The sequence below is a fragment of the Sphingomonas endolithica genome (assembly GCF_025231525.1).
Taxonomy (GTDB): Bacteria; Pseudomonadota; Alphaproteobacteria; order Sphingomonadales; family Sphingomonadaceae; genus Sphingomonas; species Sphingomonas endolithica.
Map to the genome: position 1 here is coordinate 124,889 of NZ_CP103057.1, position 26,454 is coordinate 151,342.

26 protein-coding genes are annotated in these 26,454 nt (G+C 65.7%); 13 read left to right on the forward strand and 13 right to left on the reverse strand.

Features of this window, described 5'->3' with window-relative positions:
* Nucleotides 1-24: 24 nt before the first annotated feature.
* Entirely contained in the window at nt 25-2,799 is a 2,775-nt protein-coding gene (locus NV382_RS00605) for a TonB-dependent receptor (RefSeq protein ID WP_260598630.1), read from the reverse strand.
* 91 nt (nt 2,800-2,890) lie between these two features.
* Here NV382_RS00605 and folE point away from each other — a divergent pair, with 91 nt between their 5' ends.
* From folE to NV382_RS00620, 3 genes are read left to right on the forward strand one after another with little or no spacing between them, the layout of a single operon-like run.
* Nucleotides 2,891-3,511, forward strand: coding sequence for a GTP cyclohydrolase I FolE (gene folE, locus NV382_RS00610; RefSeq protein ID WP_260598631.1), 621 nt, complete (start codon nt 2,891-2,893; stop codon nt 3,509-3,511).
* A gap of 5 nt (nt 3,512-3,516) precedes the next feature.
* Entirely contained in the window at nt 3,517-4,266 is a 750-nt protein-coding gene (locus NV382_RS00615) for an SDR family oxidoreductase (RefSeq protein ID WP_260598632.1), read from the forward strand.
* A 10-nt stretch (nt 4,267-4,276) separates the two neighbouring features.
* Nucleotides 4,277-4,621 carry a dihydroneopterin aldolase gene (locus NV382_RS00620; protein ID WP_418066806.1) on the forward strand — a complete coding sequence of 115 codons (345 nt, stop codon included), beginning with the start codon at nt 4,277-4,279 and terminating at the stop codon, nt 4,619-4,621.
* A gap of 122 nt (nt 4,622-4,743) precedes the next feature.
* Here the strand turns inward: NV382_RS00620 and leuA are convergent, their stop codons facing one another.
* Nucleotides 4,744-6,408 (reverse strand): 2-isopropylmalate synthase, encoded by a 1,665-nt coding sequence (gene leuA / locus NV382_RS00625; protein ID WP_260598634.1) that lies wholly within the window; start codon nt 6,406-6,408, stop codon nt 4,744-4,746.
* A gap of 276 nt (nt 6,409-6,684) precedes the next feature.
* Between leuA and NV382_RS00630 the strand changes: the two genes are divergently transcribed.
* Nucleotides 6,685-7,098, forward strand: a complete 414-nt coding sequence (locus NV382_RS00630; RefSeq protein WP_260598635.1) for a BLUF domain-containing protein — start codon at nt 6,685-6,687, stop codon at nt 7,096-7,098.
* 30 nt (nt 7,099-7,128) lie between these two features.
* Here NV382_RS00630 and NV382_RS00635 read toward each other — a convergent pair whose 3' ends face one another.
* The 5 genes from NV382_RS00635 to miaA all read right to left on the reverse strand — a co-directional run bounded on the left by NV382_RS00635 (nt 7,129) and on the right by miaA (nt 12,254).
* Nucleotides 7,129-7,767 carry a YceI family protein gene (locus NV382_RS00635; RefSeq protein WP_260598636.1) on the reverse strand — a complete coding sequence of 213 codons (639 nt, stop codon included), beginning with the start codon at nt 7,765-7,767 and terminating at the stop codon, nt 7,129-7,131.
* An 80-nt stretch (nt 7,768-7,847) separates the two neighbouring features.
* Nucleotides 7,848-8,867: a ketol-acid reductoisomerase gene (ilvC, locus tag NV382_RS00640; protein WP_260598637.1), complete on the reverse strand. Its 1,020-nt coding sequence runs from the start codon at nt 8,865-8,867 to the stop codon at nt 7,848-7,850.
* A 124-nt stretch (nt 8,868-8,991) separates the two neighbouring features.
* The gene (ilvN, locus tag NV382_RS00645) at nt 8,992-9,507 is read right to left on the reverse strand and encodes an acetolactate synthase small subunit (RefSeq protein WP_260598638.1); all 516 of its coding nucleotides are present in this window, start codon (nt 9,505-9,507) and stop codon (nt 8,992-8,994) included.
* Nucleotides 9,507-11,255: an acetolactate synthase 3 large subunit gene (locus NV382_RS00650; protein WP_260598639.1), complete on the reverse strand. Its 1,749-nt coding sequence runs from the start codon at nt 11,253-11,255 to the stop codon at nt 9,507-9,509. Before NV382_RS00650 ends, ilvN begins: the two co-directional genes overlap by 1 nt.
* Before the next feature lie 66 nt (nt 11,256-11,321).
* Complete coding sequence (gene miaA, locus NV382_RS00655; protein ID WP_260598640.1) at nt 11,322-12,254, reverse strand: tRNA (adenosine(37)-N6)-dimethylallyltransferase MiaA; 933 nt, start codon at nt 12,252-12,254, stop codon at nt 11,322-11,324.
* Here miaA and serB point away from each other — a divergent pair.
* Nucleotides 12,247-13,128, forward strand: coding sequence for a phosphoserine phosphatase SerB (serB, locus tag NV382_RS00660; protein ID WP_260598641.1), 882 nt, complete (start codon nt 12,247-12,249; stop codon nt 13,126-13,128). The genes miaA and serB overlap by 8 nt on opposite strands.
* Before the next feature lie 283 nt (nt 13,129-13,411).
* On the opposite strand, the gene NV382_RS00665 is transcribed toward serB, so the two are convergent.
* Complete coding sequence (locus NV382_RS00665; RefSeq protein WP_260598642.1) at nt 13,412-14,062, reverse strand: DUF1287 domain-containing protein; 651 nt, start codon at nt 14,060-14,062, stop codon at nt 13,412-13,414.
* Between the two features lie 131 nt (nt 14,063-14,193).
* Here NV382_RS00665 and NV382_RS00670 point away from each other — a divergent pair, with 131 nt between their 5' ends.
* Complete coding sequence (locus NV382_RS00670) at nt 14,194-14,580, forward strand: lysozyme inhibitor LprI family protein (RefSeq protein WP_260598643.1); 387 nt, start codon at nt 14,194-14,196, stop codon at nt 14,578-14,580.
* 22 nt (nt 14,581-14,602) lie between these two features.
* Here the strand turns inward: NV382_RS00670 and NV382_RS00675 are convergent, their stop codons facing one another.
* Nucleotides 14,603-15,601: an SPOR domain-containing protein gene (locus NV382_RS00675; RefSeq protein WP_260598644.1), complete on the reverse strand. Its 999-nt coding sequence runs from the start codon at nt 15,599-15,601 to the stop codon at nt 14,603-14,605.
* A 175-nt stretch (nt 15,602-15,776) separates the two neighbouring features.
* Here NV382_RS00675 and NV382_RS00680 point away from each other — a divergent pair, with 175 nt between their 5' ends.
* The 3 genes from NV382_RS00680 to NV382_RS00690 are packed head-to-tail and all read left to right on the forward strand — an operon-like array spanning nt 15,777 to nt 18,431.
* Nucleotides 15,777-16,490 (forward strand): ParA family protein, encoded by a 714-nt coding sequence (locus tag NV382_RS00680; protein ID WP_260598645.1) that lies wholly within the window; start codon nt 15,777-15,779, stop codon nt 16,488-16,490.
* An 11-nt stretch (nt 16,491-16,501) separates the two neighbouring features.
* Nucleotides 16,502-17,047 carry a hypothetical protein gene (locus NV382_RS00685; protein ID WP_260598646.1) on the forward strand — a complete coding sequence of 182 codons (546 nt, stop codon included), beginning with the start codon at nt 16,502-16,504 and terminating at the stop codon, nt 17,045-17,047.
* A 16-nt stretch (nt 17,048-17,063) separates the two neighbouring features.
* Complete coding sequence (locus NV382_RS00690; protein WP_260598647.1) at nt 17,064-18,431, forward strand: SPOR domain-containing protein; 1,368 nt, start codon at nt 17,064-17,066, stop codon at nt 18,429-18,431.
* Between the two features lie 36 nt (nt 18,432-18,467).
* On the opposite strand, the gene NV382_RS00695 is transcribed toward NV382_RS00690, so the two are convergent.
* The 4 genes from NV382_RS00695 to NV382_RS00710 all read right to left on the reverse strand — a co-directional run bounded on the left by NV382_RS00695 (nt 18,468) and on the right by NV382_RS00710 (nt 22,464).
* Entirely contained in the window at nt 18,468-19,688 is a 1,221-nt protein-coding gene (locus NV382_RS00695) for a dihydroorotase (RefSeq protein WP_260598648.1), read from the reverse strand.
* Nucleotides 19,685-20,674, reverse strand: a complete 990-nt coding sequence (locus tag NV382_RS00700; protein ID WP_260598649.1) for an aspartate carbamoyltransferase catalytic subunit — start codon at nt 20,672-20,674, stop codon at nt 19,685-19,687. Before NV382_RS00700 ends, NV382_RS00695 begins: the two co-directional genes overlap by 4 nt.
* Nucleotides 20,675-20,899: 225 nt before the next feature.
* On the reverse strand, nt 20,900-21,364 hold the full coding sequence (ruvX, locus tag NV382_RS00705; RefSeq protein WP_260598650.1) for a Holliday junction resolvase RuvX: 465 nt from the start codon (nt 21,362-21,364) through the stop codon (nt 20,900-20,902).
* Entirely contained in the window at nt 21,361-22,464 is a 1,104-nt protein-coding gene (locus NV382_RS00710) for a DUF3089 domain-containing protein (protein WP_260598651.1), read from the reverse strand. The genes ruvX and NV382_RS00710 overlap by 4 nt, the downstream gene beginning before the upstream one ends.
* Nucleotides 22,465-22,597: 133 nt before the next feature.
* Between NV382_RS00710 and gatC the strand changes: the two genes are divergently transcribed.
* The 4 genes from gatC to gatB all read left to right on the forward strand — a co-directional run bounded on the left by gatC (nt 22,598) and on the right by gatB (nt 26,372).
* Nucleotides 22,598-22,885, forward strand: a complete 288-nt coding sequence (gene gatC / locus NV382_RS00715; RefSeq protein WP_260598652.1) for an Asp-tRNA(Asn)/Glu-tRNA(Gln) amidotransferase subunit GatC — start codon at nt 22,598-22,600, stop codon at nt 22,883-22,885.
* 115 nt (nt 22,886-23,000) lie between these two features.
* Nucleotides 23,001-24,485, forward strand: a complete 1,485-nt coding sequence (gene gatA, locus NV382_RS00720; RefSeq protein WP_260598653.1) for an Asp-tRNA(Asn)/Glu-tRNA(Gln) amidotransferase subunit GatA — start codon at nt 23,001-23,003, stop codon at nt 24,483-24,485.
* 1 nt (nt 24,486) lies between these two features.
* The gene (locus tag NV382_RS00725; RefSeq protein WP_260598654.1) at nt 24,487-24,897 is read left to right on the forward strand and encodes a hypothetical protein; all 411 of its coding nucleotides are present in this window, start codon (nt 24,487-24,489) and stop codon (nt 24,895-24,897) included.
* Nucleotides 24,894-26,372, forward strand: a complete 1,479-nt coding sequence (gatB, locus tag NV382_RS00730; protein ID WP_260598655.1) for an Asp-tRNA(Asn)/Glu-tRNA(Gln) amidotransferase subunit GatB — start codon at nt 24,894-24,896, stop codon at nt 26,370-26,372. Before NV382_RS00725 ends, gatB begins: the two co-directional genes overlap by 4 nt.
* Nucleotides 26,373-26,454: the final 82 nt, after the last annotated feature.

Genomic DNA, 26,454 nt, shown 5'->3' on the forward strand with positions numbered 1-26,454 from the left:
CCGCTCCGCCCTGCGACCACCATGCTAGAATTTGTAGCGCGCGGTGATGCCATAGGTGCGCGGCTGGCTGGGATAGGCCGAAATGCTGCCCTGCTGCGCAACCGAGGGGAAGTAGAAGGTCAGATAGCGGTTGTTGTTGACGTTGCGGCCAAACGCCGAGAGCTGCAGACCATTGTCGAATTCGACCGTCGCGGCGAGGTTGATCTGGCTAACCTTGCGGCGGATATCCAGCACGCCGCTGGCGATGCGCGTGTTGCTTTCATACTGCCAGTCGCCGCGCAGCAGCAGCTTGATGTCGGGGGTTAGTTCCTGCGTGAACGTGGCGCCGGTGGAGACCGAGAATTCGGGTATGTCGCCGGGGCGGGTGCCGGTCAGGTTGGTCGGCACGACGGTCAGCGCCGGGCCGATCGCGCCGCCAGTGTCGAACGAATCGTATGTCGGATCGAGATAGGTGACTGCGAGGTTCAGCGTCAGCGGGCGCACCGGCGTTACGCTGCCGTCGAACTCGATGCCGAACACCGATTCCTTCTCGGCATTGGCGAGCGAAAAGCCGGTGCCGGTGAACACGTTGCTCTGGAAGCCTTTGATATATTGTTTGAATACGGCAACGTTGAAGGCGAAGTTGTTGTACTGGCCCTTCACGCCGACCTCGTAGACGCTCGATTTTTCCGGCCGGGCAAAGCGCGAGCCGGTGCTGAGGTTGGGCAGCGCAAGGCCGGCAGCACGGATCGGCGAGGTCGCCGGATTCGTCACCGGCGAGCCGGGGATGAAGTCGCTCGCGAGGGGGCGGGAGTCGCGCGACAGATTGAACGACGACGCCTTGAAGCCCGTCGCGTGCGTTGCGTAGAAGCTGAGATTGGCGTTTGCCTTGTAGGCGAGGCGCAGCGTGTACGACAGGTTGTCGTCATTGGTCCGGCCGTCCTCCACCGCATTCGGAAAATTGAGGAAGGGTGGCGTGAACTGCAATGCTTGCAAGGCGAGCAACGGATTCACGGCGGGGTTGGACTGGTTGGCCGCGCCGAATGCCGCGGCACCGGCCTGGACTTGCGCGAAGCCGGCGGGCTGCGCCGCGGCGAAGGCCTGGATCTGCGCGGCAGTGGCTTGCCCGGGCAGGCCGAGCAGCTGGCCGACCGTGGTCGCGAGCGCCTGCTGCGTCAGCACCTGGCGACCTATCGCGGTGAAATCCAGCGCCGAGAAAGCATCGGTGCTGACCGTGTCAGAGCTGACCTTCTTCTTGTCGCGAGTGTAGTTGAGCCCGGCGGTGAAGGTCAGGCCATCAGTGATCTCGTAGTCCGCCTGCCCGAAGATCGAGAAGGAATTGTCCTTGTAGCGGAACTTGTCGAACAGCCCGCTACCGGGGGAGAAGAAGGTGCCGACAGGCACGCCGAGAATGCCTTCGACGGTTGGAATGGCGTTGCCGCTGAGCAGATTGACGTATTGGCGGAACTGACTGCCCTGGATCAGGTCGTCCTCGACCCTGATCTTTTCATGAAACAGGAAGCCGCCGAAGAGGAAGTTGAGCGGACCATCGAAGTTGGAGGCGAGGCGCAGTTCCTGCGTATAGGTGTCGATATCCGTGCGGTTGGCGTTGCTGCCGATAATGTCCGCGCTGGTGAAGTCCGAATCCTGATCGGTGCGCAGCTTAACCCCGCGATAGGACGAGATCGAGGTCAGCGTGAGTTGATCGTTGAGATCGAAATCGCCTTGCAGCGACACGCCGTAATTCTTGATGTTATTAGTCGAGAGGCGGTTGGTGAACACCTCGTACGAGAAGGGGTTTTCCGAATCAATCTGGCCGCCCAGCGCACGCACGGCATTGCCGGTCGGGCCATCGATGACGTTGGCGACGGCGCAGCAATTCTCGTCGACCTTGTCGTAATCGGCGATCAGCCGGAACTTGACGGTTGAACTCGGCTGGAACAGCAATTGCCCGCGAAAGCCGTAGCGATTGCGGTTGTTGGTCTCTTCGTCGAGCGCGAGATCCCGCACGTAACCGTCGCGGTGATTGTAATTGCCGGCCAGCGAGAAGGCGATCGTGTCGGTGATCGGGCCGGTGACGTCGCCCTTCAGGATGACGGCATTGTAATTCCCGTAGGATGCCTCGGCCGAGCCGCCCAATTTGAAGGCGGGTTCGGCGGTGACGATGCTGATGATACCGGCCGACGCGTTCTTGCCGAACAGGGTCGATTGCGGGCCGCGCAACACTTCGACACGCTTCAGATTGGGCAGGTCGGTAATCTGTGCCGCGGAGCGCGAGCGATACACGCCATCGACGAACACGCCCACCGACGGCTCGATGCCGGCATTGTTCGCGCCATTGCCGAAACCACGGATGATGAAATTGGTGTTGGCCGAACTCTGCAACTGCCCCACGCGCAGCGAAGGAACGACGGACTGAAGGTCGATCAGGTCGCGGATCTGCGCCTGCTCGATCGTCTGCGCGCTGGTGACCGAGACCGCGACCGGCGTATCGAGCAGCGTCAGTTCTCGCTTCAAGGCGGTGACGATGATGTCGCGGTCCTGGGTGTCGCCGTCCTGATCGTCGCGGCTGGTGCTGTCGTCCTGCGCCGGCGCGGCGAGCGGCCGCGAGGATTCCTGTGCCGTCGCGGGCATGGCCGCGATCATCGCCAGAGCCGATGCCGCAAGCAGTTCGTACTTCTTCATGATGATCCCCTCCTGTGCGCCGCCGATCTTGGTCGGCTGGCGCGGTTCGTTGATGAACGGACGAAAGCTGCGCCCGCCGGCCAGCGCCGTCAATCCGATATCGGTGGCGCTGATGCGGGCTTGCGGCGTCGGCACCTAAATGAGACAGTCGCTCTATGAGATCCAACAATTACCGAGCGTCGCTTGCCGTAGCCTCAACTGCGCCGCGCCGTCCGAGGAACGATGCATGACGGAGGGTGCGGACGATCCCACGGGCGGCGATCTTGTCGCTGCGTCGACCAAATTACCGGTGCCGGCCGCCGTGCAGGACGCCATTCGCACGCTGATCGAATGGGCCGGTGACGATCCCACGCGCGAGGGGCTGATCGACACCCCGGCCCGCGTGGCACGGGCCTGGAAGGAATATTGCAGCGGCTATGGTGAGGATCCCGCGCTGCATCTGGCGCGCGTGTTCGAGGAAGTCGGCGGCTATGACGAGATCGTGCTGCTGAAGGACATCCCGTTCCAGTCGCATTGCGAGCATCACATGGCGCCGATCATCGGCAAGGCGCACATTGCCTATCTGCCGCGTGACCATGTCGTCGGCATCTCCAAGCTGGCGCGCGTGCTGCATGCCTTTGCGCGGCGACTGCAGGTGCAGGAACGGCTGACCGCCGAAGTGGCTGATTGCATCTGGGACAATCTGAAGCCGCACGGCGTGGCCGTGGTCATCGAGGCAAGTCATGCCTGCATGACCGCGCGCGGCGTGCGGACGCCGGGGGTTAACATGGTCACTAGCCGGATGATGGGCGTGTTCCGCGATGACGAGCGCAGCCGCAAGGAAGTGCTCGCCTTGATGGGCTGCTGAGCCAAGTGACGCGCATCGTTCTGGTCACCGGCGGCGCCAAGCGCCTGGGTGCGATCATTGCCCGGCGGCTCGCCGCGGCCGGGCACGGCATCGTGATTCATTACGGCACCTCGCAAGCGGAGGCCGAGGCGCTGGCGACCGAGATCGGCGCATTGGGCGTCGTACAGGGCGATCTCGGCGAAACGGCATCGATTGACGACCTGTTCGCGCGCGCGCGGCAGATCGCGGGCAGGGCGATCGACGGGCTGGTCAACAGCGCATCGGCGTTCGAATACGATACGCCGCCACACCTGGACCCGGCATTGCTCGAGCGGCTTTATGCGATCGGTCATTCGGCGCCGGTCCTGCTGGCCTCGGCGCTGGCGCGGCAGGAGGATCTGCGCGACGGCGCGGTGATCAACCTGCTCGACCAGAAAGTGGCCAACCTCAACCCCGATTTCTTTTCCTATACCGGCGGCAAGACCGCGCTCGCCGGTGCCACGGTGATGCTGGCCCAGGCGCTGGGGCCGCGCGTGCGCGTGAATGCGGTGGCGCTCGGCCTGTCGCTGCCGAGCGGCGACCAGAGCGCGGCGGAGTTCGAGGCAGTGTCACGCCGCAATCTCCTGCAACGTGCCGTCGATCCGGCGGACATCGCAGCGGCAGTCGCCTTCCTCCTGGAGGCGCGGGGCCTGCATGGCCAGACGATCTTCGTCGATGGCGGGCAACGCTTTCTACCACTGGGCCGCGACGTGATGTTCGAGCGCGCACGTGGCTGAGTTCACGACCATGCTGGACGGGCTTGGCGTGATGATCCGGCTCGGCATCCACCCGCACGAGGCGGAGCCGCAACCGGTGACCGTGTCGGTCGAGATGACTGTCCATTATGCCGCACCCCTGGACGAGGACCGCATCGACCTCGTGCTGGATTACGATTTCGTCCGTGCGGGCATCCTGGAACTGGCGGCGACGCGGCGTTTCGCGCTGCAGGAGACGTTGTGCGAGACGATCGCCGCCTTGTGCCTAGGCGATGTGCGGGTGCGGCGGGTACGGGTGCGGACGATGAAGATCGACATCTATCCGGATGCGGGAATCGGGTGTGAGATCGTTCGGGTGCGGAATTCGATCGATTGAAATCCTAGCCTGTTCCCCGGCGAAGGCCGGGGTACAGTCGTGGAACGATGGTGGTATCGGTAACGCTTCGTTACATCGACCTGTCCGCCTGGGCCCCGGTCTCCGCCGGGGAACAGTCAGTCTTAGATATGATTAGCGGCCGACAGCACGGCGCGCACCGAGGCGGTCGCGACGTCGGTGTCGAGGCCTACCCCGAACACGATTGCGTCAGATGGTGTGCGGCATTCGAGATACGCCGCCGCCTGCGCGTCCGATCCATGGCCGAGCGCATGTTCGTTATAGTCCACCACTTCCAGCTCGACGCCACAATCCTCGCGTAACGCATCCAGAACACTTGAGATAAGCCCGTTGCCGCGGCCGCTGATCGAGCGTTCCTGGCCGTCGAAACGTACCTTGCCGGCGAAGGTGCTGGGCATGCCGCCGGGGGCGTGGCTTTCCTGATAATCGATCAGCGCGAAGCGATCGCGACCGCTCGGCAGGTAGGCGACCTCGAAGCGGCTCCAGATGTCGGCGGCGTTCAACTCGCGGCTGGTCTCGTCAGCCATCGCCTGGACGTGGCGGCTGAAGTCTGCCTGCAACCTTTTGGGCAGTTTCAGCCCCTTGTCCTGCTCAATTACCCAGGCGACCCCGCCTTTGCCGGACTGCGAATTGACGCGGATCACCGCTTCGTAGCTGCGACCGAGATCGGCCGGGTCGATCGGCAGATAAGGGACCTCCCACAGCGTGTCGTTGCGTGCTTCCTGCGCCGCGAAGCCCTTCTTGATCGCGTCCTGGTGGCTTCCCGAAAAGGCGGTGAAGACAAGATCGCCGGCGTAGGGCGTGCGCGGATGGACGGGCAGGTTGGTGCAATAGTTCACCGTGCTGACAATCGTATCAATATCAGAGAAATCCAGCTTCGGATCAATGCCTTGCGTGTACATGTTGAGCGCCACGGTGACGAGGTCGCAATTGCCGGTGCGCTCGCCATTGCCGAGCAGGCAGCCTTCGATCCGGTCGGCCCCAGCCATCAGCCCCAGCTCCGCCGCGGCCACGCCGGTACCGCGATCGTTATGCGTGTGCAGCGAGATGACCACGCTGTCGCGGTTCGGGATATGCAGCGCGAACCACTCGATCTGGTCGGCATAGATGTTGGGCGTGGCACATTCGACCGTCGCGGGCAGGTTGAAGATGATCGGCCGGTCCGGCGTGGGTTGCAACACTTCCATTACGGCGGCGCAGACCTCGACCGAAAAATCGAGCTCGGCGGTGGAGAAGGTCTCGGGCGAATATTCGAATATCCAGTCGGTGTCCGGCTGCGCCGCCGCGCAGTCGCGCACGATCTTGGCACCCTCGACCGCGATGTCGCGCACTTCGCTGCGCGTCATGCCGAAGACGATCTTGCGCCAGGCGGGGCTGACCGCATTGTAGAGGTGCACGATTGCCCTCTTGCTGCCGCGCAGGCTGTCGAAGCTCGTCTCGATCAGGTCGCGGCGCGATTGCGTCAGGACCTGAATGGCGACGTCGTCGGGTACGCGATCGCCCCGTACCAGACCGGAGATGAAGTCGAATTCGGTGGCGCCGGCGGAAGGGAAGCCGACTTCGATCTCCTTCAGGCCGACCTTGACCAGCAGGTCGAACAGCCGTGTCTTCTTCTCCGCATCCATCGGATCGATCAGCGCTTGGTTGCCGTCGCGCAGATCGGTCGAGAGCCAGCGGGGTGGCGTGGTGATCGTGCGCGACGGCCATTGCCGGTCGGGCAGGTCGATCTGCGGGAAAGGACGGTATTTCGCGGAGGGGTCGCGCAGCATGATGGGTCTCGCTGGATGCTTGGAGGTCGTTTCGAGCGGCTTCATGTTCCCTTAGGCGGGATCGCATGCGCGGAGCATGCGGGAGTGCGCGCCTAAGGGCGCGTAAGTCGCAGCAGCGAAAGAAGCGTGCCGAGCATCATAAGCCTTTCGTAGCGTGCATGCAGCGGCGCTGTCCAGTCGCGCATCAACTCGACGGCGCAAGCTGCAGAAGGCGCAAGGGGCTAGGAATGATCGACGTTAAGGCAGATTTCATCATCTGCCGCTAGGATACACAGAATGGATACCGATATCGCGCCGCTCCGTCAGCTTCTCTACGTAAGCTCGAGCAATCCCAGGGGTGCCCAGATCGACGTTGCCAAGGTGGTCGAACAATCGCGGCACAACAACGCTTTAGACGGGGTAACCGGTTTATTGTGGAGCGATAACACAAGGTTCCTGCAAGTGCTTGAAGGAACCGCAGAAAGCGTCGGTACCACCTTTGCGCGGATCAAGCAGGATCCGCGACATCATGCGATCGTCGTGCTGCACGACCGTCCCATCGAGAAGCGCCAGTTCGGGAGCTGGACGATGGCGCAGCGCCGTCCGGGCGACAATGCCGACGCGTTCGACGAGCAGATGCGGCGTGCGCTGGAGAATGCATCCGAATCGGTGCGCGGGAACTTCCTGGGGTTGATCGCGGCGCGAGGCTGATCGGCAGACCCGATCGCCCCGCGCCCCGGATCACTTTTGGAAGGCGGCGGCGATCTTCAGTTTCACCGCGTCGGACACCATCGGAATGGCCATCTGCACGCCGAACTCACTCCGGGTGAGCGTGGTGGTCGCCTCGAAGCCGACATTCTCCTTGCCGCCCATCGCGGCGGGCATCTTGCCGGCGCCGTAGAACGTTACGTTCAGCGTGACCGGCCGAGTGACGCCGTTCAGCGTCAGATTGCCGGTAACCAGGGCCTTGTCGGCACCGGTCGGCTTGACGCTGGTGGAAACGAACGTGGCATCGGCGGGCGAGGGGCCGAAGAAGTCGGGCTTGCCGCCATCCTTGCCCGCGCGCAGCAGATGCGCGGTGAGACCGGCATTGGCCGTGGTCACCTTGGAGATCGGGATGGTGATGTTCACCTTGGCCGCCGCCGGCTTCTTGGGATCGAGGGTCAGCGTGCCGGTGATGTCGCCGAACAGGCCGAAATAGGGGGTGAAGCCGAGATGATTCACTTCCCAGCTGACCAAGGTGTGGTTGGGATCGGCGGTGTAGGTGCCGCCGGTGATCAAGGCGGCGTTCTTTGTGCCGGGCATCGGCATCGCCTGCTGGGCGATGATCGGCGTGGCGACGAGCGCGGTGGCGGCGAGCAGGATGTGGGGCAGGCGCATGGAGGAAGCTCCTAGAGAAAAGGACCGCGCCAATTGTGACGCGGTCCTCTCGTTTCTTGCAAGCAATGAATGTGAAACGATCAGTTCCGTTCCTTGTCCACCAGCGCGTTCTTGCCGATCCACGGCATCATCGCGCGGAGCTCGCTGCCGATCTTCTCGATCGGGTGCGCCAGTGCCTGCTTGCGCGCCGCCTTCAGTTCGGGCTGACCGGCGCGGTTGTCGAGGATGAAGCTCTTGACGAAGCGGCCGGACTGGATGTCGGCGAGCACGCGCTTCATCTCGGCCTTGGTCTCAGGCGTGATGATGCGCGGGCCGGTGGTGATGTCGCCATATTCGGCGGTGTTGCTGATCGAATAGCGCATGTTGGCGATGCCGCCTTCATAGAGCAGGTCGACGATCAGCTTGGTTTCGTGAAGGCATTCGAAATAGGCCATTTCGGGCGCGTATCCGGCCTCGACCAAGGTCTCGAAGCCGGCCTGGATCAGGTGGGTGATGCCGCCGCACAGCACCGCCTGCTCGCCGAACAGGTCGGTTTCGCATTCTTCCTTGAAGTTGGTCTCGATGATGCCCGAGCGACCACCGCCCACGCCCGAGGCATAGGCCAGAGCGATGTCGTGCGCGTTGCCGCTCTTGTTCTGGTCGATCGCGATCAGGCATGGCACGCCGCCGCCACGGACATATTCCGATCGTACGGTGTGGCCGGGGCCCTTGGGCGCGATCATGATCACGTCGAGATCGGCGCGCGGCTCGATCAGGCCGAAATGCACGTTCAGGCCGTGGGCGAACGCGATCGTCGCGCCTTGCTTCAGATGATCGTGCAGGTCGTCGGCATAGATCGCCGCCTGGTGCTCGTCCGGCGCCAGGATCATGACGATGTCGGCCCAGGCCGCGGCTTCCTTGTTCGGCTTGACCGCGAAGCCGGCGTCGATCGCCTTCCTGGCCGTGGCCGAGCCCTCGCGCAGCGCGATCGCCACGTCCTTGACGCCGCTGTCGCGCAGGTTCTGGGCATGGGCATGGCCTTGCGAGCCGTAGCCGACGATGGCGATCTTCTTGTCCGTGATGAGGTTCAGATCGGCGTCGCGATCGTAATAGACACGCATATTGAATTCCCTCTTGTTCGATCGTCACCCCGGACTTGTTCCGGGGTCCACCGCGCCTCAAGGGCCGCGGTGCGGGTGGATAAGTGGACCCCGGAACAAGTCCGGGGTGACGGTGTGGATGTGGCTACGCGGCTTCCTTGCCTCGCGCGATGGCGACGATGCCGGTGCGGGCGACTTCGATCAGGCCGACTTCGCGCATCAGCGTGATGAACGTGTCGATCTTCTCGCGCCCGCCGGTCACTTCGAACACGAAGCTCGACGTCGTCGCATCCACCACGCGGGCGCGGTAGACGTCGGCGAGGCGCAGCGCCTCGATGCGGTGATCGCCGGTGCCGCGGACCTTCACCAGCGCCAGCTCGCGCTCGACATGCGGCCCAAGCGCGGTCAGGTCGGTGACGCTGTGCACCGGGATCAGCCGGTCGAGCTGCGCCAGGATCTGCTCCATCGTCTGGTCGGACGCGGTGGTGACGATGGTGATGCGGCTGACCGCCTTGTCGGCGGTGACGTCCGACACGGTCAGGCTCTCGATATTGTAACCACGCGCGGTGAACAGCCCGGCGATCCGCGCCAGGATGCCCGGTTCGTTGTCGACCATCACGGCAAGCGTGTGACGGGCAGTGGCTTCGGTCTTGATGTGCATCAGACCAGCGCCTTCGCTTCGTCGTCCATCTCGCCTTCCACTTCGCTGACGTGCAGGATCATGTCGGTATGCGCGGCACCGGACGGGATCATCGGGAAGCAGTTGGTCAGCTTGGCGACCATGCAGTCGACCATCACCGGTCCGTCATGTGCCAGCATCGCGGCGATGCCGTCGTCGAGCTGATCCGGATGCTCGATGCGGATGCCTTTCCAGCCATACGCTTCGGCCAACTTCACAAAGTCGGGCAGGGCATCGCTGTAACTCTCTGAATAGCGGCTGGAATAGGTCAGTTCCTGCCACTGGCGCACCATCCCCATATATTGGTTGTTGAGGATGAAGACCTTGACCGGCAGCCGATATTGCGTGGCGGTGGCCAGCTCCTGGATGTTCATCTGGATCGAGGCTTCACCCGCGATGTCGATGCACAGCGCATTGGGGTTGCCGAGCTGCGCCCCGATCGCGGCGGGCAGGCCGTAACCCATCGTGCCCAGGCCACCGCTGGTCAGCCATTTGTTCGGGCCTTCGAAGCCGTAATGCTGTGCCGCCCACATCTGGTGCTGGCCGACCTCGGTCGACACGATCGGGCTGTGTCGGCGCGTCGCCTCCCACAAGGCGCGGACCGCGCGCTGCGGCATGATCTCGGTCGCGGACTCAGGGAAGTCCAGGCAGGCGCGTGCGCGCCAGCCGTTGATCCGCGTCCACCATTCGGCAAGATCGGGCTTGGGGTGCCGCCGCGCCTTGTAGACGCGGACCATGTCCTCCAGCGCCAAGCCGACATCTGCGATGATCGGCAGGTCGACGCGCACGTTCTTGTTCACGCTCGATCGATCGATATCGACATGGATCTTGGCGGAGAGCGGGCTGAACGCATCGAGCCGCCCGGTCACGCGATCGTCGAACCGCGCGCCCAAGCAGACGATCAGGTCGGCGCCGTGCATCGCCATGTTCGCCTCGTACGTGCCGTGCATGCCGAGCATGCCGAGCCACGCATCGCCGCTCGCCGGATAGGCGCCGAGCCCCATCAGCGTCGACGTGACCGGTGCGCCGGTGATGCGGGCAAGCTCGCGCAGCAACTGGCTGGCGGCGGGGCCGGCATTGATGATGCCGCCGCCGGTGTACAGGATCGGGCGTTCGGCCGCGGCGATCATGTCGACCGCCTGCTCGATCAGCGCTGGATCGGCCTTTACCTGCGGGCGATAGGTCTTGTGCTTGATGGGTCCCGGCTTGGCATAGCGCGCGGTCGCGACCTGCACGTCCTTGGGGATGTCGACCACCACCGGGCCGGGGCGGCCCGACGTGGCGATATGGAACGCCTCATGGATCGTGGAGCCCAGATCGGCCGGGTTCTTGACCAGGTAATTGTGCTTCGAACAGTGCCGCGTGATGCCGACCGTGTCCGCTTCCTGGAACGCGTCGGTGCCGATCAAGGCGGTCGGCACTTGGCCGGTGATCACCACCATCGGGATCGAATCCATCAACGCATCGGTAATGCCTGTCACCGCGTTCGTAGCGCCGGGACCCGACGTCACCAACACGACGCCGCACTTGCCGGTCGATCGCGCATAGCCCTCCGCGGCATGCGTGGCGGCCTGTTCGTGGCGCACCAGGATGTGCTTGATGCGACCGGAGCGGAACAGGGCATCGTAGATCGGCAGCACCGCGCCGCCGGGATAGCCGAAGACGATCTCCACGCCGAGATCGCACAGCGCCTCGACCAGGATATCGGCTCCACTTTGCTCAGCGTTCATGACGGTCTCGATATTGACGATGAAGGAATGGGGAGAGCAGGCTGCTAGGGGAGTGATGATGCCCGGTCAAGCTTTGTCTTGAACTAAAATGTCGCTAAAAGTGCTTGCTGCGCACGTTTCGTTCAACCTTGGCCATGTTGTGGGAGGTTGATTGCGAAACCAAGTGAACTGGCGCTTGGCATATTGGCGCGTGGCGAGACGGAGTGCCTCCAGCGCCTGGGATCGGGTGGTGCGCCCCGTCACCCAGCCGCCGATCTCCTGCACGCCGATCGCCCGACGTACGGAGAGGTTGGGCGTGATATCGGCGCGGGCGAGCAGCGCCTCGACCTCGGCCACCGCTCCGCCGTCCAGCATCTGTTCGGCACGTTCATCACAGCGGGCGAGCAGCCAGTCACGATCGGGCAGCAGGATCAGGGGGCGCAGGTCGATCGTTGCGGCGATGCCCCCTTGGAGATGCGCCTGCCACGCGGCGAGCGTGCGCCCGGTGGAACGCACCACCTCCAGCGCGCGCGCCACGCGCGTGGTATCGGCCGGGGCGAGACGGGCGGCGGCAGCCGGATCGGCTATCGCGAGCGCGGCATGTGCCTCGGCGACGGGCAGCGCGCGGACCTCGGCACGGATTGCCGGGTCGATGTCCGGGATCGGCGCGATGCCGTCGAGCAAAGTGCGGATGTAGAGGCCGGTGCCGCCGACGAGGATCGGCAGCTTGCCGCTTGCGTGCACCTGCGCGATCGTTTGCCGCGCATCCGCTGCCCAGCGCGCGGCAGAGCAACTCTCCGCCCCGTCGATATAGCCGAACAGCCGGTGTGGCACGCGTGCCTCGTCCGCGGCGCTGGGCCGCGCGGAGAGGATGCGCAGATTGGCATAGACCTGCGCACTGTCGGCATTGATGACGACGCCGTCATGGGCCTCGGCAAGCGCCATCGCGAGCGCAGACTTGCCGCTGGCTGTCGGCCCTGCGATGAGCGCCAGCTTCGGAAGGGGACCACCTATGTTCATCGCCACGCTGATAGCACCAGGGAGGCTTTCCGGGGGCGATATTTCCGCCGCACGCGATCGGTTGGCGGCGGCCGGCTGCACGCCGACCACGACTGCATGGATCGATGATGGTCATGCCGCCGATCTGACGTTCGATATCGCACCCGCCGCGGCACGAACCGTTCTGGAAGGTGCGTTCCCCGCCACCGACATAGTGGTGCAGCCAGCCAGGCACCGCGAGAAGAAGCTGATCGTCGCCGATATGGATTCGACGATGATCACCGTCGAATGCATCGACGAACTGGCCGATTATGCCGGCATCAAGCCGCAGATCGCGGAGATCACCGAACGCGCGATGCGCGGTGAGCTGGAATTCGAAGCGGCGCTGGATGCGCGCGTCGCCTTGCTCGAAGGGCTGGACGAGGCGGTGATCGAACGCTGCCTGCGCGACCGCGTGTCGATCATGCCGGGCGCGGTAGCGTTGGTCTGCACGATGAAGGCACGCGGCGGGCATGCCGTGCTGGTGTCGGGCGGCTTCACGCGCTTCGCCGATCCCGTGGCGGCGGAGATCGGCTTCGACCGGGCGATCGCCAACCGATTGTTGGTCGAGCGGGGTCGGCTGACCGGCAAGGTCGCCAAGCCGATCGTCGGATCGCACACCAAGCTGGAGACCTTATTGGCGACGATGGCGGAACAGGGGCTCGTGCCGCACCAGACGATGGCGGTCGGCGACGGTGCCAACGACCTGGCGATGATCGAACGCGCCGGGCTCGGCGTCGCCTATCACGCAAAACCGATCGTCGCCGCAGCGGCAGCGGCACGGATCGATCATGGCGACCTGACGACCTTGCTCTACGCGCAAGGGATCCCGCGAGCTTACTGGGTCGTGGATTAATCGTCACCAATCGTCACCCCGGACCTGTTCCGGGGTCCACCAAGCGGCTTGTGCCGAGAATAGTGGTTGAAGGCGGAGCCTGCGGCACGGTGGACCCCGGAAGACGTCCAGGGTGACAGTCGTGGCGATCGACGCCCGACGATGCGCGCTCGGTCATGGGCGATGCGCTATGACATTGGCACAGACCGTTCGTGTCGAGCGAAGTCGAGACACTGATCTAGTCGCAGGCGTCTCTACATCTAAGCGGTCCGAACAGCCGGACTTCTTGACCCTTGCGGAGCACTCACCCGCTCAACGCCCAACGATACCGGCCGGTCAGCGGATGGCTGAACAGGGCCATCTCCTCGCGTGCGCCGTTGCCGATATTGTGGATCACGCAACCCGGCCGTCCGCCGGGGCGCCGGTCGGAGACGATGCCGGTATGGGGCAGGCGGCCATCGATCAGGCTGGTGAAGATGTCGCCGGGCTGCCAGCTATTCGGGTCTTGCGGGATGGGCAGGCGGGCGTGCTGACGCAGGAAGAAGATTGCGAGATTGGGCACGCGGCGATGGTCGATGCTGCGGTCCGTGGTCTTCAGCCCCCAACGCCGTGGATAGGCGGCAAAGCCGCGCCGCATGTCGGCGTTGACCAGCGCCTGCAGGTCCAGCCCGAAGGCATCGCGGTAAGCGCGGATCAGCACGTCGGTGCAGACGCCCTTCGCGCGCGGTACGTCGCCCCCCGGGAATGCGAGCGCCGTATAGCTCGGATCGTAACGGAGCGTGACACCCACCTGGCCGCGTGCCGCCTCGATCAACGCCCTGGCGGATCGACGGGGGGCGGGTGCGGCAAGGCCGGCCGCCGGGATCAAGGTGGTAAGCCCGAGTACAAAGGTACGGCGTGACAGGTTTCCGCCAGCCTCCATGCCGCTTTCCGTCCCTGCTGCTGCAGACATCATTGCCGCTCTCCCGACCGGTGCAACCATCGCGGCGATATGACGGCATCGCCCGCGCCGGCGCAATGGCGTTGATGCGATCGCAATCCAAGCTACGATGCTGTCGCTCGTTGGTGAGGTAAGGAGAAGCGGTAATGCGATCGGCACTCGTGGGATTGGCGGCGCTCGTCATGGCGGCAGCCGGGATCAGTCCGGCCGCGGCCCAGGATGGGACGGAGAGCTTCTCGCCTGCGTACCAGGCGTGCATCACCTATGGCGAGGCGCACGGCACGACGGCCATTCCCGCGCTCGACTGCAGTGCGCGCGAACTGCGCCGACAGGATGCCCGGCTCAACACATCGTACAAAAGGTTGATGGCGCGCCTGTCTCCGGCGCGAAAGACGAACCTGCGGATCGACGAGCGCAACTGGATCATCGTGCGCGACCAGAGATGCGGTAAGCGGAGGGACCCGAACGACCGGGCCGAATGCCTGATTGCTGAGACGATCAAACGCGTGCGTTACATGGAGCGGTATCGCTGAGCGGCAATCGTACTCCGGTGCCTCATCCTCCCGACGGCACACACGGCTTGACCACGGCGCACGCGCGATTGGCTTCCGCGCTCGAGCCGTAGGGGCCGACGAGCAAACGGGTAATGGCGCCGCTCTTGACGTAGAAGGGCTGGCGACCGGGGAATTTGGCCGCGACCTGTCCCCACAATTTGCGCGCATTGGCGGGATCCCCGAACGCGCCGAGCTGGACGCGCCATTTGCCCGTGGCCACCGGTGCGGGCCGCGGGGTTGGCGTTCGGGTCGCAACGGGGGAGGGCGTGCGAACAGGGGCAGGGGCAGAGGCAGGGGCAGGGGTCGCGGCCACTGGCGTGCGCGGCCGCGGCGGCGGGGCAGCGGTGATCACCGGCGCTGGGATCGTCGGCGCGGTGGAGGCGACGCTCTCGCCGCTGCCCGACAGTTCGGGTGGCAGCTCGGGCTTGCGATATTGCGCTTCATATTCGCGCGCGAGCACCATGCCCTGCTGGCGCGTGGCCTCCGGGATATATTGGTCCATCTGCGCCAGCACCTTGGCCGCAGATGGTACGCTTGCCGCCTGCGCGCGCAGCATCAGCGCATAGGCCCGCCGCCAATCCTTGGCCACGCTGTCGCCATTGAACAGCATCGTGCCCAGCACCAGCTGCGCCCGCGGCTCGCCGCGGGCAACCGCCTTTTCCAGCCAGGGCAAGGCCTCCAGCCGCGCGCCGCGATCGAACAGCGCCAGCCCGTAATTCGCCTCGCCCTGCGGCAGGCCCTGCAGCGCCGCTTTGCGGTACCAGCTTTCCGCCATCGCCATGTCGACCGGTACGCCGCGGCCGAGCTTATAGGCTTGGCCGAGGTTGAACTGCGCCTGCGGGTCGCCCGCGGTCGCGGCGGGACGCCACTCATCGACGGCCTTGCGATACTCACCGCCGTTCCACAGGTCGATGCCCTTCTTGACGTCGGCGAGCGCGGGGCCCGCCATGGCCAGGACGGCGGCAAGGCCGATCGCGCGGGGCGAGATGCGTAGGGGCATGAGCTGTTCCGTTCCGTCGTTCAGCCGTGACTAGCAGCCGTGATTGGATCATGCCTAGTAGCCGTGGTTTGGCAAAGAATTCGTTAGCCATGTTGCGCCCCGCCCGGCGCATTAACGCGATCTTGACGAGTGATGTGCGATTTCCCTTCCTCGAATTGGGGAAGTTGGGGACAACATGCGCGTTCTCGCGATGGCATCACAAAAGGGCGGGTCGGGCAAGACGACCCTATCCGGGCATCTCGCCGTTCAGGCGCAGCTGGCCGGATGCGGCCCGGTCGTTCTGATCGACATCGATCCGCAGGGCTCGCTGTCCGATTGGTGGAACGAGCGCGGCGCGGAATATCCCGCCTTTGCCCAGACCACGGTCGCCCGCCTTGCCGCCGATCTCGAGTCGCTGCGTCAGCAAGGCTTCAAGCTGGCGATGATCGATACGCCGCCCGCCATTACCATGGCGATCCAGAGCGTGATCGCGGTGGCCGAACTGATCGTCATCCCGACACGACCCTCGCCGCACGATCTGCGTGCGGTCGGTGCCACGGTCGACCTGTGCGAGCGGGCGGGCAAGCCGTTGCTGTTCGTCGTCAACGGCGCGACGCCCAAGGCACGCATCACCAGCGAAGCCGCAGTCGCCCTGTCGCAGCATGGCACGGTGGCGCCGATCACGCTCCACCATCGCACCGACTTTGCGGCATCGATGATCGACGGCCGTACGGTGATGGAATGCGATCCCAAGAGCCGGTCGGCAGCCGAGGTACAGGCCTTGTGGTCGTACATTTCGGATCGACTGGAGAAGAATTTCCGCCGCACCGTGTTTGCGGCACCCTCGGCGACGCCGGGCTTTGCCCAGCGCACTGCCGGCGGCGGCTTCGGCCGCCGTGTGGTTGGGTGAGGGGAGCTGAGATGAACGCCCCCAAACCACTCGCCTCGCTGTCCTCGACGCTGCTCGCGCGCAAGGGCACTGCCCGTCCGGCGATGCGCCCGCAGGGTTTCGGCGTTTTCGGTGCGCCACCGGCGTCCGGGCCGGCGCAGGACGATCTCGGCTGGAACGACATGGGCGATGGCGAGGCAGCGGTCGCTCCGGTGCCGCCAGTGCTGATCGAGCGCGAGGCGCTGCAGGAGGAGTTCGCGGCGCAACCCGCGCCCGCCGAGCCGGATCCGGCGCCGTCGATGGACGAGGCCAAGCCGGTCGAACCAGCCAAGCCTGCCATTTCCGTCGCCACCGCGACGCGCATCGGGCGCGAGACCCGTGCCAAGCACAAGGGGCAGGCCAAGTCGGCGTTCACGCTGCGGCTCGACGCCGATCGCCATCTCAAGCTGCGGCTGGCGAGCGCCCTACAACACCGGTCGGCGCAGCTGATCGTTACCGAGGCGCTCGACGCCTTTCTAGAAACCTTGCCCGAAGTCGACGCGCTGCTGAGCCAGCTGCCGACGCGGGCGGCACGTTGAAGGATAGGGATTTCACATGAAGACCCGAGCATTGTTCACCATGGGCCTGTCGGGCCTGGTTCTGGCCGGCGCGGTCGCCGGCGTGTCGAGCGGCGGCTTCACCGCCATTGCCGGCGTGCGCGACGCCGACAAGATGGGCGCCAAGAGCTTCGATGCCGCGCGCAAGAACCTGGCCAAGGGCAAGTTCGATGCCGCGATCAAGGCCGGCGAACAGGCAGTCGGCTATGCTCCGCAGGTCGCCGAATATCGCGTGCTGCTGGGCCAGGCCTATCTCAAGGCCGGCCGCTTCACCTCCGCGCATTCGGCCTTTGCCGATGCGGTCACGCTCGATCCCAGCAACGGCAAGGCAGCGCTGCATCTGGCGCTGGCCGAGATCGCCGAAGGGCAATGGGATGGCGCGCGGCGGACGCTGGACGCGCATGCCGGGACGATCCCGGTGAGCGACCGCGGGCTGGCGATGGCGCTAGCCGGCGATCCTGCCGCGGCGGTAGAGTTGCTGAGCGACGCGGCACGCGCGCCGGAGGCCGATGCCAAGACACGGCAGAATTACGCCTTGGCGCTGGCGCTGGCCGGCCGCTGGGCGGACGCGCGGACGGTGGTGGCGATGGACGTCGCGCCCGACCAGGTGGACGCGCGGATCACGCAATGGGCGAGCTTCGCCAAGCCGACCTCAGCGTCGGACCAGGTCGCCAGCCTGCTCGGCGTGACGCCGGTACAGGATCCCGGCCAGCCGATCGCGCTCGCGCTCAGCGCGACGGGCGGCGGCACTGCGCTTGCGGCGCAAGCACCGGTCGAGAGCTATATGCCGGGTGCACAGGTACAGCCCGAGGCAGTCGCTGCGGTGGCCGCCGACGTACCGGCGCCGGTGCCGGCGGAGCCGCAAATGGTGGCGGCATCCGTCTCCAACGTCAGCTTCGGCGCGCGCCAGGAAGTGGTGCAAGCGCGGCCCGTCACGCCGGTGCGCGCCGTCGGCACGAAGCGCGAGATCGCTTCCGGTGCCGCCACGCCAACGAAGAACAAGGCCGTCGCCGTTACAAAGGTGGCGAAAACCGCCGGGGCCGAGGGTGCCGGATCGCGTGCGCTCGCCAAGGGCAATTTCTTCGTGCAGCTCGGCGCCTATGACAATGCTGCGGTAGCGCGCGACGCCTGGGGCCGTGTATCGCGCGCGCATGCCGGCTTCGCCGGGCAGCGCCCATTGGGCGTGCCGGTAAGCACCAAGGCCGGCACCTTCTACCGCCTGTCAGTCGGCGGTTTCGCGCGCGGCGATGCCGTGCAATTGTGCCAGAACTACAAGGCCAAGGGTGGCAATTGCTTCGTCCGCGCCGGGGCCGGCGACAAGACGGCGGCCTGGGTGAAGCCAAGCGCGCAGCTGGCCTCGCGCTAGATCAATCTCCGTTCGGTCTGAGCTAAAGCTATCGCCTCACACTAACGCAGTGCCGCCCTTCCACAGGCGCAGCACCTTGCCCTGCACCGGCAGGCCGTCGAACGGGGTATTCCCCGCCTTCGCGACCATCCGGTCGGCATCGATCAACCACGGCGCACCGGCGTCGAACAGCACCAGATCCGCCGGCGCGCCGACCGTCAGCGTGCCGGTATCCAGCCCCAGGACCTTGGCCGGATTGACCGACAACAAGGCGATCATCCGCTCGATCGGGATCACCTCGTCCCGCACCATGCCGAGCGACAGCGCGAGCAACGTTTCAGCCCCCGCCATGCCGTGCGCCGAATCGGCATAAGGCAGGCGCTTCTCCTCGGGCCCGCGCGGATCGTGCGCGGAACACAGCACATCGATCGTCCCGTCCTGCAGCGCGGCGAGGCAGGCCTGGCGGTCGCTTTCGTCGCGCAAGGGGGGCGACAGGTGCGTGAAGGTGCGGAAATCGGTCATCGCGATATCCGAAAGCATCAGGTGCGCCGGCGTGATGCCGCAGGTCACGCGCACGCCGCGACGCTTGGCCGCGCGGATCAGCGCGAAGCCGGCAGCGGTCGACACGATGCGGAAGTGGATGCTCGCGCCCGTTTCCTCCGCCAGCAGCAAATCGCGTGCAATGGCGAGCGGCTCGGCAAGCGCAGGGGCGGACGGTAGCCCCATGCGGGTCGCCGTCTCGCCCGCGGTCGCCACTGCTTGCCCAACGATCCCGCCGTCTTGCGCCTCGGCGACCAGCGTCAGCCCGAGATCACCGGCATAGGCCAGCACTTTGCGCATCACGCCCGAATCGGCGATCCAGCGCTCGCCCGTGCCGACGGCCCTGGCGCCGGCATCGCGGTTGATCGCCATCTCCGCCAGATCCTTGCCGGCCAGACCCCGTGTCGCGGCGGCGATCGGGTGGATCCACAGGCCCGGGCGGCCGATCAGCGCCGCGCGTTGCACGATGCCGGGATCGTCCAGCACCGGCGTTTGATCGGGCATCAGCCCGACGCGGACGATGCCGCCGGCGTGGCACGCCGGCACGTCGATCGTGAACACGCCGAGATCGACGATCGCGGGGCTCAGCGTCCGGCCGCGGCAATCGATCACCTCGGCGCCTTCCGGAATGGCGAACGTGCCCGTGGCCACGATCTGCTTGTCGGCCATCAGCACGCCACCATTGCTGGTGCCCGCCACCGGGCAGACGAGCTGCGCATTGATCAGGGCGATCGTCATGCCCAACCCTCCACGCCGCGCGCGCGCCTGGTCAGCACGTCGAGGCACGCCATGCGGACGGCGACCCCCATCTCGACCTGTTCGGTGATGGCCGACTGATCCACATGGTCGGCAACCGCCGAATCGATCTCCACGCCGCGGTTCATCGGTCCGGGATGCATCACCAGCGCGCCCGGTGCGGCAAGCGCCAGGCGTTTGAGCGTCAGCCCGTAGCGCAAATGGAATTCGCGGTTGGAAGGGACAAAGCCGCCGGCCATGCGCTCGTTCTGCAGGCGCAGCATCATCACCACGTCGGCGCTCTGCAGCGCAGAATCGAAATCGGTGAACGGCGTCACGCCCATGCGCTCGATCCCGGCGGGCATCAGCGTGGACGGCGCGCACACGCGGACGTCGGCGGAAAGCGCGGTCAGCGCCAGGATGTTCGAGCGTGCGACTCGGCTGTGCAGCAGATCGCCGCAGATCACCACGCGCTGGTTGTGCACCGTGCCGCGGCGGCGGCGGATCGTCAGCGCATCGAGCAGTGCCTGGGTCGGATGCTCGTGCTGGCCGTCGCCCGCATTAAGCACCGGGCAATCGACCTTGTCGGCGATCAGCCGCACCGCGCCCGACGATCCGTGGCGGATGACGATCACGTCGGCGCGCATCGCGTTCAACGTCATCGCCGTGTCGATCAGCGTCTCGCCTTTCTTCACGCTCGATTGGGCGGCATGCATGTTGACGACGTCGGCGCGCAGGCGTTTCCCGGCAATCTCGAACGAGAGCAGGGTGCGCGTGCTGTTCTCGAAAAAAGCGTTGATCTGCGTGAGCCCGCGCAGCCGATCGTCATTGCCGGATCGGCTGCGGTTCGCCTCCACCCATTGTTCCGCCTCGTCGAGCAGGAACGTGATTTCGTGCGGGGCAAGGCCCGCAATGCCGGTGAGGTGCCGGTGCGGGAATACGGCGCGGCCTGGCAGGGAGGCAGCGGGGCTATGATCTGATGCTGGCATTAAAGGGGTTCGGTAATGGCGGGCGGGCAGGCGCGCAAGCAAGTGATGGGCTGCGCACCTACAATCATCCGCGACTCTCTCGACCAAGCAGTTCCCCGGCGAAGGCCGGGGCCCAGGAGCGAAGGTGGAAATGATCGAGCGCCGCGTCGGTCTTTCGACCGTGCCGCTACTGGACCCCGGCCTCCGCCGGGGAACACGCTCTCGCACCCCATTGGGGAGCGAGTGCTACCCCACCGCCACCAAGGCGTCGATCGCACCCTGCAGGATATAAGCCGCGGCCATCTTGTCGACCAGCTCGGCACGCTTGGCCCGGCTGGCATCCTGCTCGATCAGCGTCCGCGTCACGGCCTGCGTGGAGAAACGCTCGTCCCACAACAGGATCGGCAGGTTCAGATCCTCCATGTTGCGGGCGAACGCCCGGCTGGATTGGCTGCGCGGGCTTTCCTGCCCGTCGAGATGCAGCGGCAGGCCGATGACGATGCCTGCGACGCGTTGCTCCGCGATGAGTGCGGCCAGCGCGATCTTGTCCTTCTGGAACTTGGTGCGCCGGATCAGTAGCGCCGGCGAGGCGAAGCTCCACCCGGCGTCGCAGATTGCGGTGCCGATCGTCTTGGTGCCGACATCGAGGCCGATCAGCCGGCCGGCGGCGGGCAGGGCATCGCGATATTGGGTGCGGTCGGTCGTGATCATCGTGCGCCGAACGCCGCCAGCCGCCGCGCCGCATCGGCGCGCACGTTCGCCCAGAACAGGCCGTAATCGTAGACGTGGTAATTGTTGCCCGGCAGCACATAGGGGCCGATCTCCGGCGGCGTGCCGATCAGCAGGAACCCGCGCGGATCGCAGCGCGCCGGCACGCGGCCCGCGACGATCGTCGCACTGGCGAGATCGGCGGCAGGAACCAGCGTGCCGAGATTGGCGCTCGCGGGGGCCGCGGCGTTGCCGGTGCCGGTCAGCGGGTTGGTGCACACCATCGGCGTGCCGCGCCGCGGCTGGCCGTTGAAGCCGATCGTCTTGTCATATGCTTCGCTGACCATGGCCGTGTCGGCGGGTTCGGCGAAGCTCTCCCAGGACAGCAGGCATCGCGCCTGATCGGCGCGGGTGCATTCCGGCAGGCCCAACGCGGCAAGATCGGCGCTCCGCGACACCGGCCAGCCGACAACGTAAGCGGCGACGATCCGGCGGGCTACGGGCGTGCCGGCGATTTTCTCGCGCAGCAGTCGGGTGAGATGCAGCGAGCCCTGGCTGTGGCCGACCAGGATGATCGGGCGATCGCCCGCCTCGCGCAGGAACTGGTCGAACGCCGCCGACACGTCGCCATAGGCGAGCGCAAGCGCCTGGTTGGCGGCTGCGGCATCGGTCAGGAACGCGCCGAACGTCGCCTGGCGATAGCGCGGTGCCCAGATCGCGCCCACTTCGTTGAAGGCGCTCGCCTGGCCGCGCAGGAACAGCTCGGCCCGGGCGTTGGTCTCTTCGTCGTCGAGCGCGGCATTCCAGCGCTTCGTGCCGAGGAACGAGGTCGGGTGGATGAAGAACACGGCGGCGGCAGGGTGCGTGTTTGCGCCATAGCCGGTGGGTGTCCAGCGGGCGGGATCGGTCACCCGGCGCGGATGGGCGATCCACATCTTGGGATCGGCATAGGCATTGGGCGCCACCGGCGGCAGCGACTGGAATTGCGCCGTGGGCACGGCCCACCAGCGGATGATCTGCATGCCCCATAGGCGGTAGGCAAAGGCGGCGCCGACCGTCAGCATGATCAGCACGACGATGACGTAGAGGAACTTGCGGGCCACGCGGGACTCCAATGTGATCGGCACGTGTCGCCGATGCTGACGGCACCCGCCTGCACGATGATGCGTGCCCGTGCAATCTCATGGACGCCGCGACGCTTGCGCCGACAAGCCGCGCTCTGCTAGCCGCACTGCCATGTCAGTAGATATCCCCACCGTGAAGAAGATCGCGAGCCTAGCCCGCATCGCGATCACCGAGGACGAGGCCGCGCGCATCGCGCCCGAGCTCGACAATATCATGCATTGGATCGAGCAACTGGGCGAGGTCGATACGACCGGCGTCGCGCCGATGACCGCCGTGATCCCGAACCATCTGCGCTTGCGCGACGACGTCGTCACCGATGGCGGCGTGCGCGATGCGGTGCTAGCGAATGCGCCACAAGCCGAACATGGCTTCTTCACCGTGCCGAAGGTAATCGAATGACGTTCGTAGAGCGGCATTCGATCATCCCCGCACCAGCGGGGATCCAGAAACAAAGACTCCCCCGCGTGTGGCCCTGGACCCCCGCGTTCGCGGGGGAACTGAAGGGCAGGGTACGATGACCGACCTCACCAACCTCGGCGTCGCCGCGATCCGCGATGGCGTGCGCGACGGCAGCTTCTCTGCACGCGAAGTGGCCGGGGCGTTCGTCGCCAATGTCGCCGCGGCCAAGGTGCTCAACGCCTTCCTGGTCGAAACGCCCGATCACGCGCTGGCCGCCGCCGATGCCGCCGACGCTGCGCGCGCCGCGGGCGAGACGCCCAAGCCGCTGGCCGGCGTGCCGATCGGCATGAAGGACCTGTTCTGCACCAAGGGCGTGCCCGCGACCGCCGGCAGCCTGATGCTCGAAGGCTTCACCCCGCCATACGAATCCACCGTGTCGGGCAATCTCTGGAATGCCGGCGCCGGCATGCTCGGCAAGCTCAACATGGATCAGTTCGCGATGGGCTCGTCCAACGAGACCAGCGCCTTCGGCAACGTCATCTCGCCGTGGCGGCGCAGCGACGGCGGCAATGCCGCGCTTGCGCCGGGCGGCTCCTCGGGCGGTTCGTCGGCGGCAATCGCCGCGCGGCTGTGCCCGGCGGCGACCGGCACCGATACCGGCGGCTCGATCCGCCAGCCCGCCGCCTTTACCGGCATTGCGGGCATCAAGCCGACCTACGGCCGCTGCTCGCGCTGGGGCACGATCGCCTTTGCCTCGTCGCTCGATCAGGCCGGGCCGATGGCGCGCGACGTGCGCGATTGCGCGATCATGCTGGAGAACATGGCTGGCTTCGACGCTAAGGACGCGACCTCGCTGCAGCTCGACGTGCCGCAGTGGGAGGCGGGTTTGTCGGGCGATCTTAAGGGCAAGCGCGTCGGTATTCCCAAGGAATATCGCGTCGACAATATGCCGGCCGAAATTGATGCCTTGTGGCAGCAGGGCATTGCCTGGCTGAAGGATGCCGGCGCCGAGATCGTCGAGGTCTCGCTGCCGCACACCAAATATGCGCTCCCCGCTTATTACATCATTGCGCCCGCCGAAGCCTCGTCCAACCTCGCGCGCTACGACGGCGTGCGCTACGGTCTGCGCGATCTGCCCGAGGGGGCGGGGCTGCAGGACATGTACGCCGCAACCCGCGCCGCCGGCTTCGGGCCGGAGGTCAAGCGCCGCATCATGATCGGCACCTACGTGCTCTCGGCGGGCTATTATGACGCGTATTTCACGCAGGCGTCGAAGATCCGCACGCTGATCGCGCGCGATTTCGACCAGGCCTGGGAAAGCTGCGACCTGCTGCTCACCCCGACCGCACCGTCCGCCGCGTTTGCGCTGGGCGAGAAGTCGGCCGATCCGCTGGCGATGTACCTCAACGACGTGTTCACCGTGCCATCCTCGCTCGCCGGGCTGCCGGCGATGAGCGTGCCGGGCGGGCTCGACGCGCACGGTCTGCCGCTCGGGCTGCAGATCATCGGCAAGGCGCTGGACGAACAGGGTGTGCTCAACGCCGGGCTGGCGCTCGAACAGCGCGCCGGCTTCACCGCGCGCGCCGAGGCGTGGTGGTGACATGGACGGGTTTCGCGAAAGCAATGTCGAGGTGCTGCGCGAGGGGCAGAATGCGCTGAACGTCGCGTTCGGCGCGATCCTCAGCGCCTATATCGGCAATTCGCTGGCCGAGATCGACAATCGCCCGTTCGATCATGTTGCGCTCGCCTGGTTCTTCCTTTTCGTCGCCGTCTTCATCCTGGGTCTCTGCGTCGGCAACACCGTGATCCTGCGCGGCGAGTTCCGGCTCGGCGCGATGTTCTTGGGCGTCGGCGCGGTCGGCGCCGTGCTGGCGCATAGCCAGGGCCGGCAACTCGGCTTCGAAGTGATCATCCTGCGGCTGCTCGCCTTCTGCTGGGTCGCCGCTTTGCTCGGCAGCAATGCGCTGCTCACCACCGTCAATTACATCCATCATCGGAAATTCAAGCGATGACCGAAGCATCCAAATACACCCTCCGCGGCAATACCGGCGACTGGGAGGTCGTGGTCGGGCTCGAAGTCCATGCGCAGGTGACCTCGAACGCCAAGCTCTTCTCGGGCGCCGCCACCACCTTCGGTGCCGAGCCCAACACGCAGGTGAGCCTGGTCGATGCGGCGATGCCCGGCATGCTGCCGGTGCCGAACCGCGAATGCATCCGCCAGGCGGTGCGCACCGGCATGGCGATCGACGCGCAGATCAACAAATGGTCGCGCTTCGATCGCAAGAACTACTTCTATGCCGATCTGCCGCAGGGCTATCAGATCAGCCAGCTGTACCATCCCTTGGTCGGCGAGGGCGCGATTGACATCAGCCTGGACGACAAGAACCCCGACCAGAGCGGCAAGCGCATCGGCGTCGAGCGCATCCATGTCGAGCAGGATGCCGGCAAGCTGATGCACGATCAGCATCCGACGCGCTCCTACGTCGATCTCAATCGCTCCGGCGTCGCATTGATGGAGATCGTTTCGAAGCCCGATCTCGCGTCTCCCGCAGAAGCAGGCGCGTATCTGCGCAAGCTGCGCTCGATCCTGCGCTATGTCGGCTCCTGCGACGGCAATATGGAAGAGGGCTCGATGCGCGCCGACGTGAACGTCAGCGTGCGCAAGGTTGGCGATCCGGAACTCGGCACGCGCACCGAGACGAAGAACGTCAATTCGGTCCGCTTCGTGATGGCGGTGGTCGAGCAGGAGGCCAAGCGTCAAGTCGAGGTGATCGAGGATGGCGGCCGCATCGTGCAGGAAACGCGGCTCTACGATCCCGACCGCAACGAGACGCGCTCGATGCGCTCGAAGGAAGATGCGCACGATTACCGCTACTTCCCCGATCCCGATCTGTTGCCGCTGGAACTGGACGACGCATTCCTCGCCGAATGCCGCGCGAGCCTGCCCGAACTGCCCGATGCCAAGCGCAAGCGCTTCGAGGCGCTGGGCATCACGGCATATGGCGCGGCGGTGCTGACGGCCGAAGTCGAGAATGCCCGCTGGTTCGATGCGCTGCTAGAAACCGGCGCCAAGCCCGTCGCGGCGGCGAATTGGGTAACGTCGGAACTGTTCGGCGCCCTCAATCGCCTCGGCAAGGACATCGCGACCTCGCCGGTCACGCCGGCGGGTGCCGCCGAATTGCTCGGTCTGATTGCCGACGGCACGCTGTCGAATACGCTCGCCAAGCAAGTGTTCGAGATCATGCTCGAAACCGGGCAGGGTGCCGCCGACGTGGTCGAGGAACGCGGCCTCAAGCAGACCAGCGACACCGGCGAGATCGAGAAGATCATCGCCGAGGTCATGGCCGCCAACGCCGACAAGGTCGCCGATTATCGTGGCGGCAAGGACAAGTTGTTCGGCTTCTTCGTCGGCCAGACGATGAAGGCAATGGGCGGAAAGGCCAATCCGGGCGTGGTCAATGATCTGTTGAAGAAGGCATTGGGCTGACGCGACGTGCGCCGCTGTCGACAAAGCAGCTTGCGCAGCAATGGCGTATCTGGATAACCTGATTTTGCCGTGATCGGGGGCG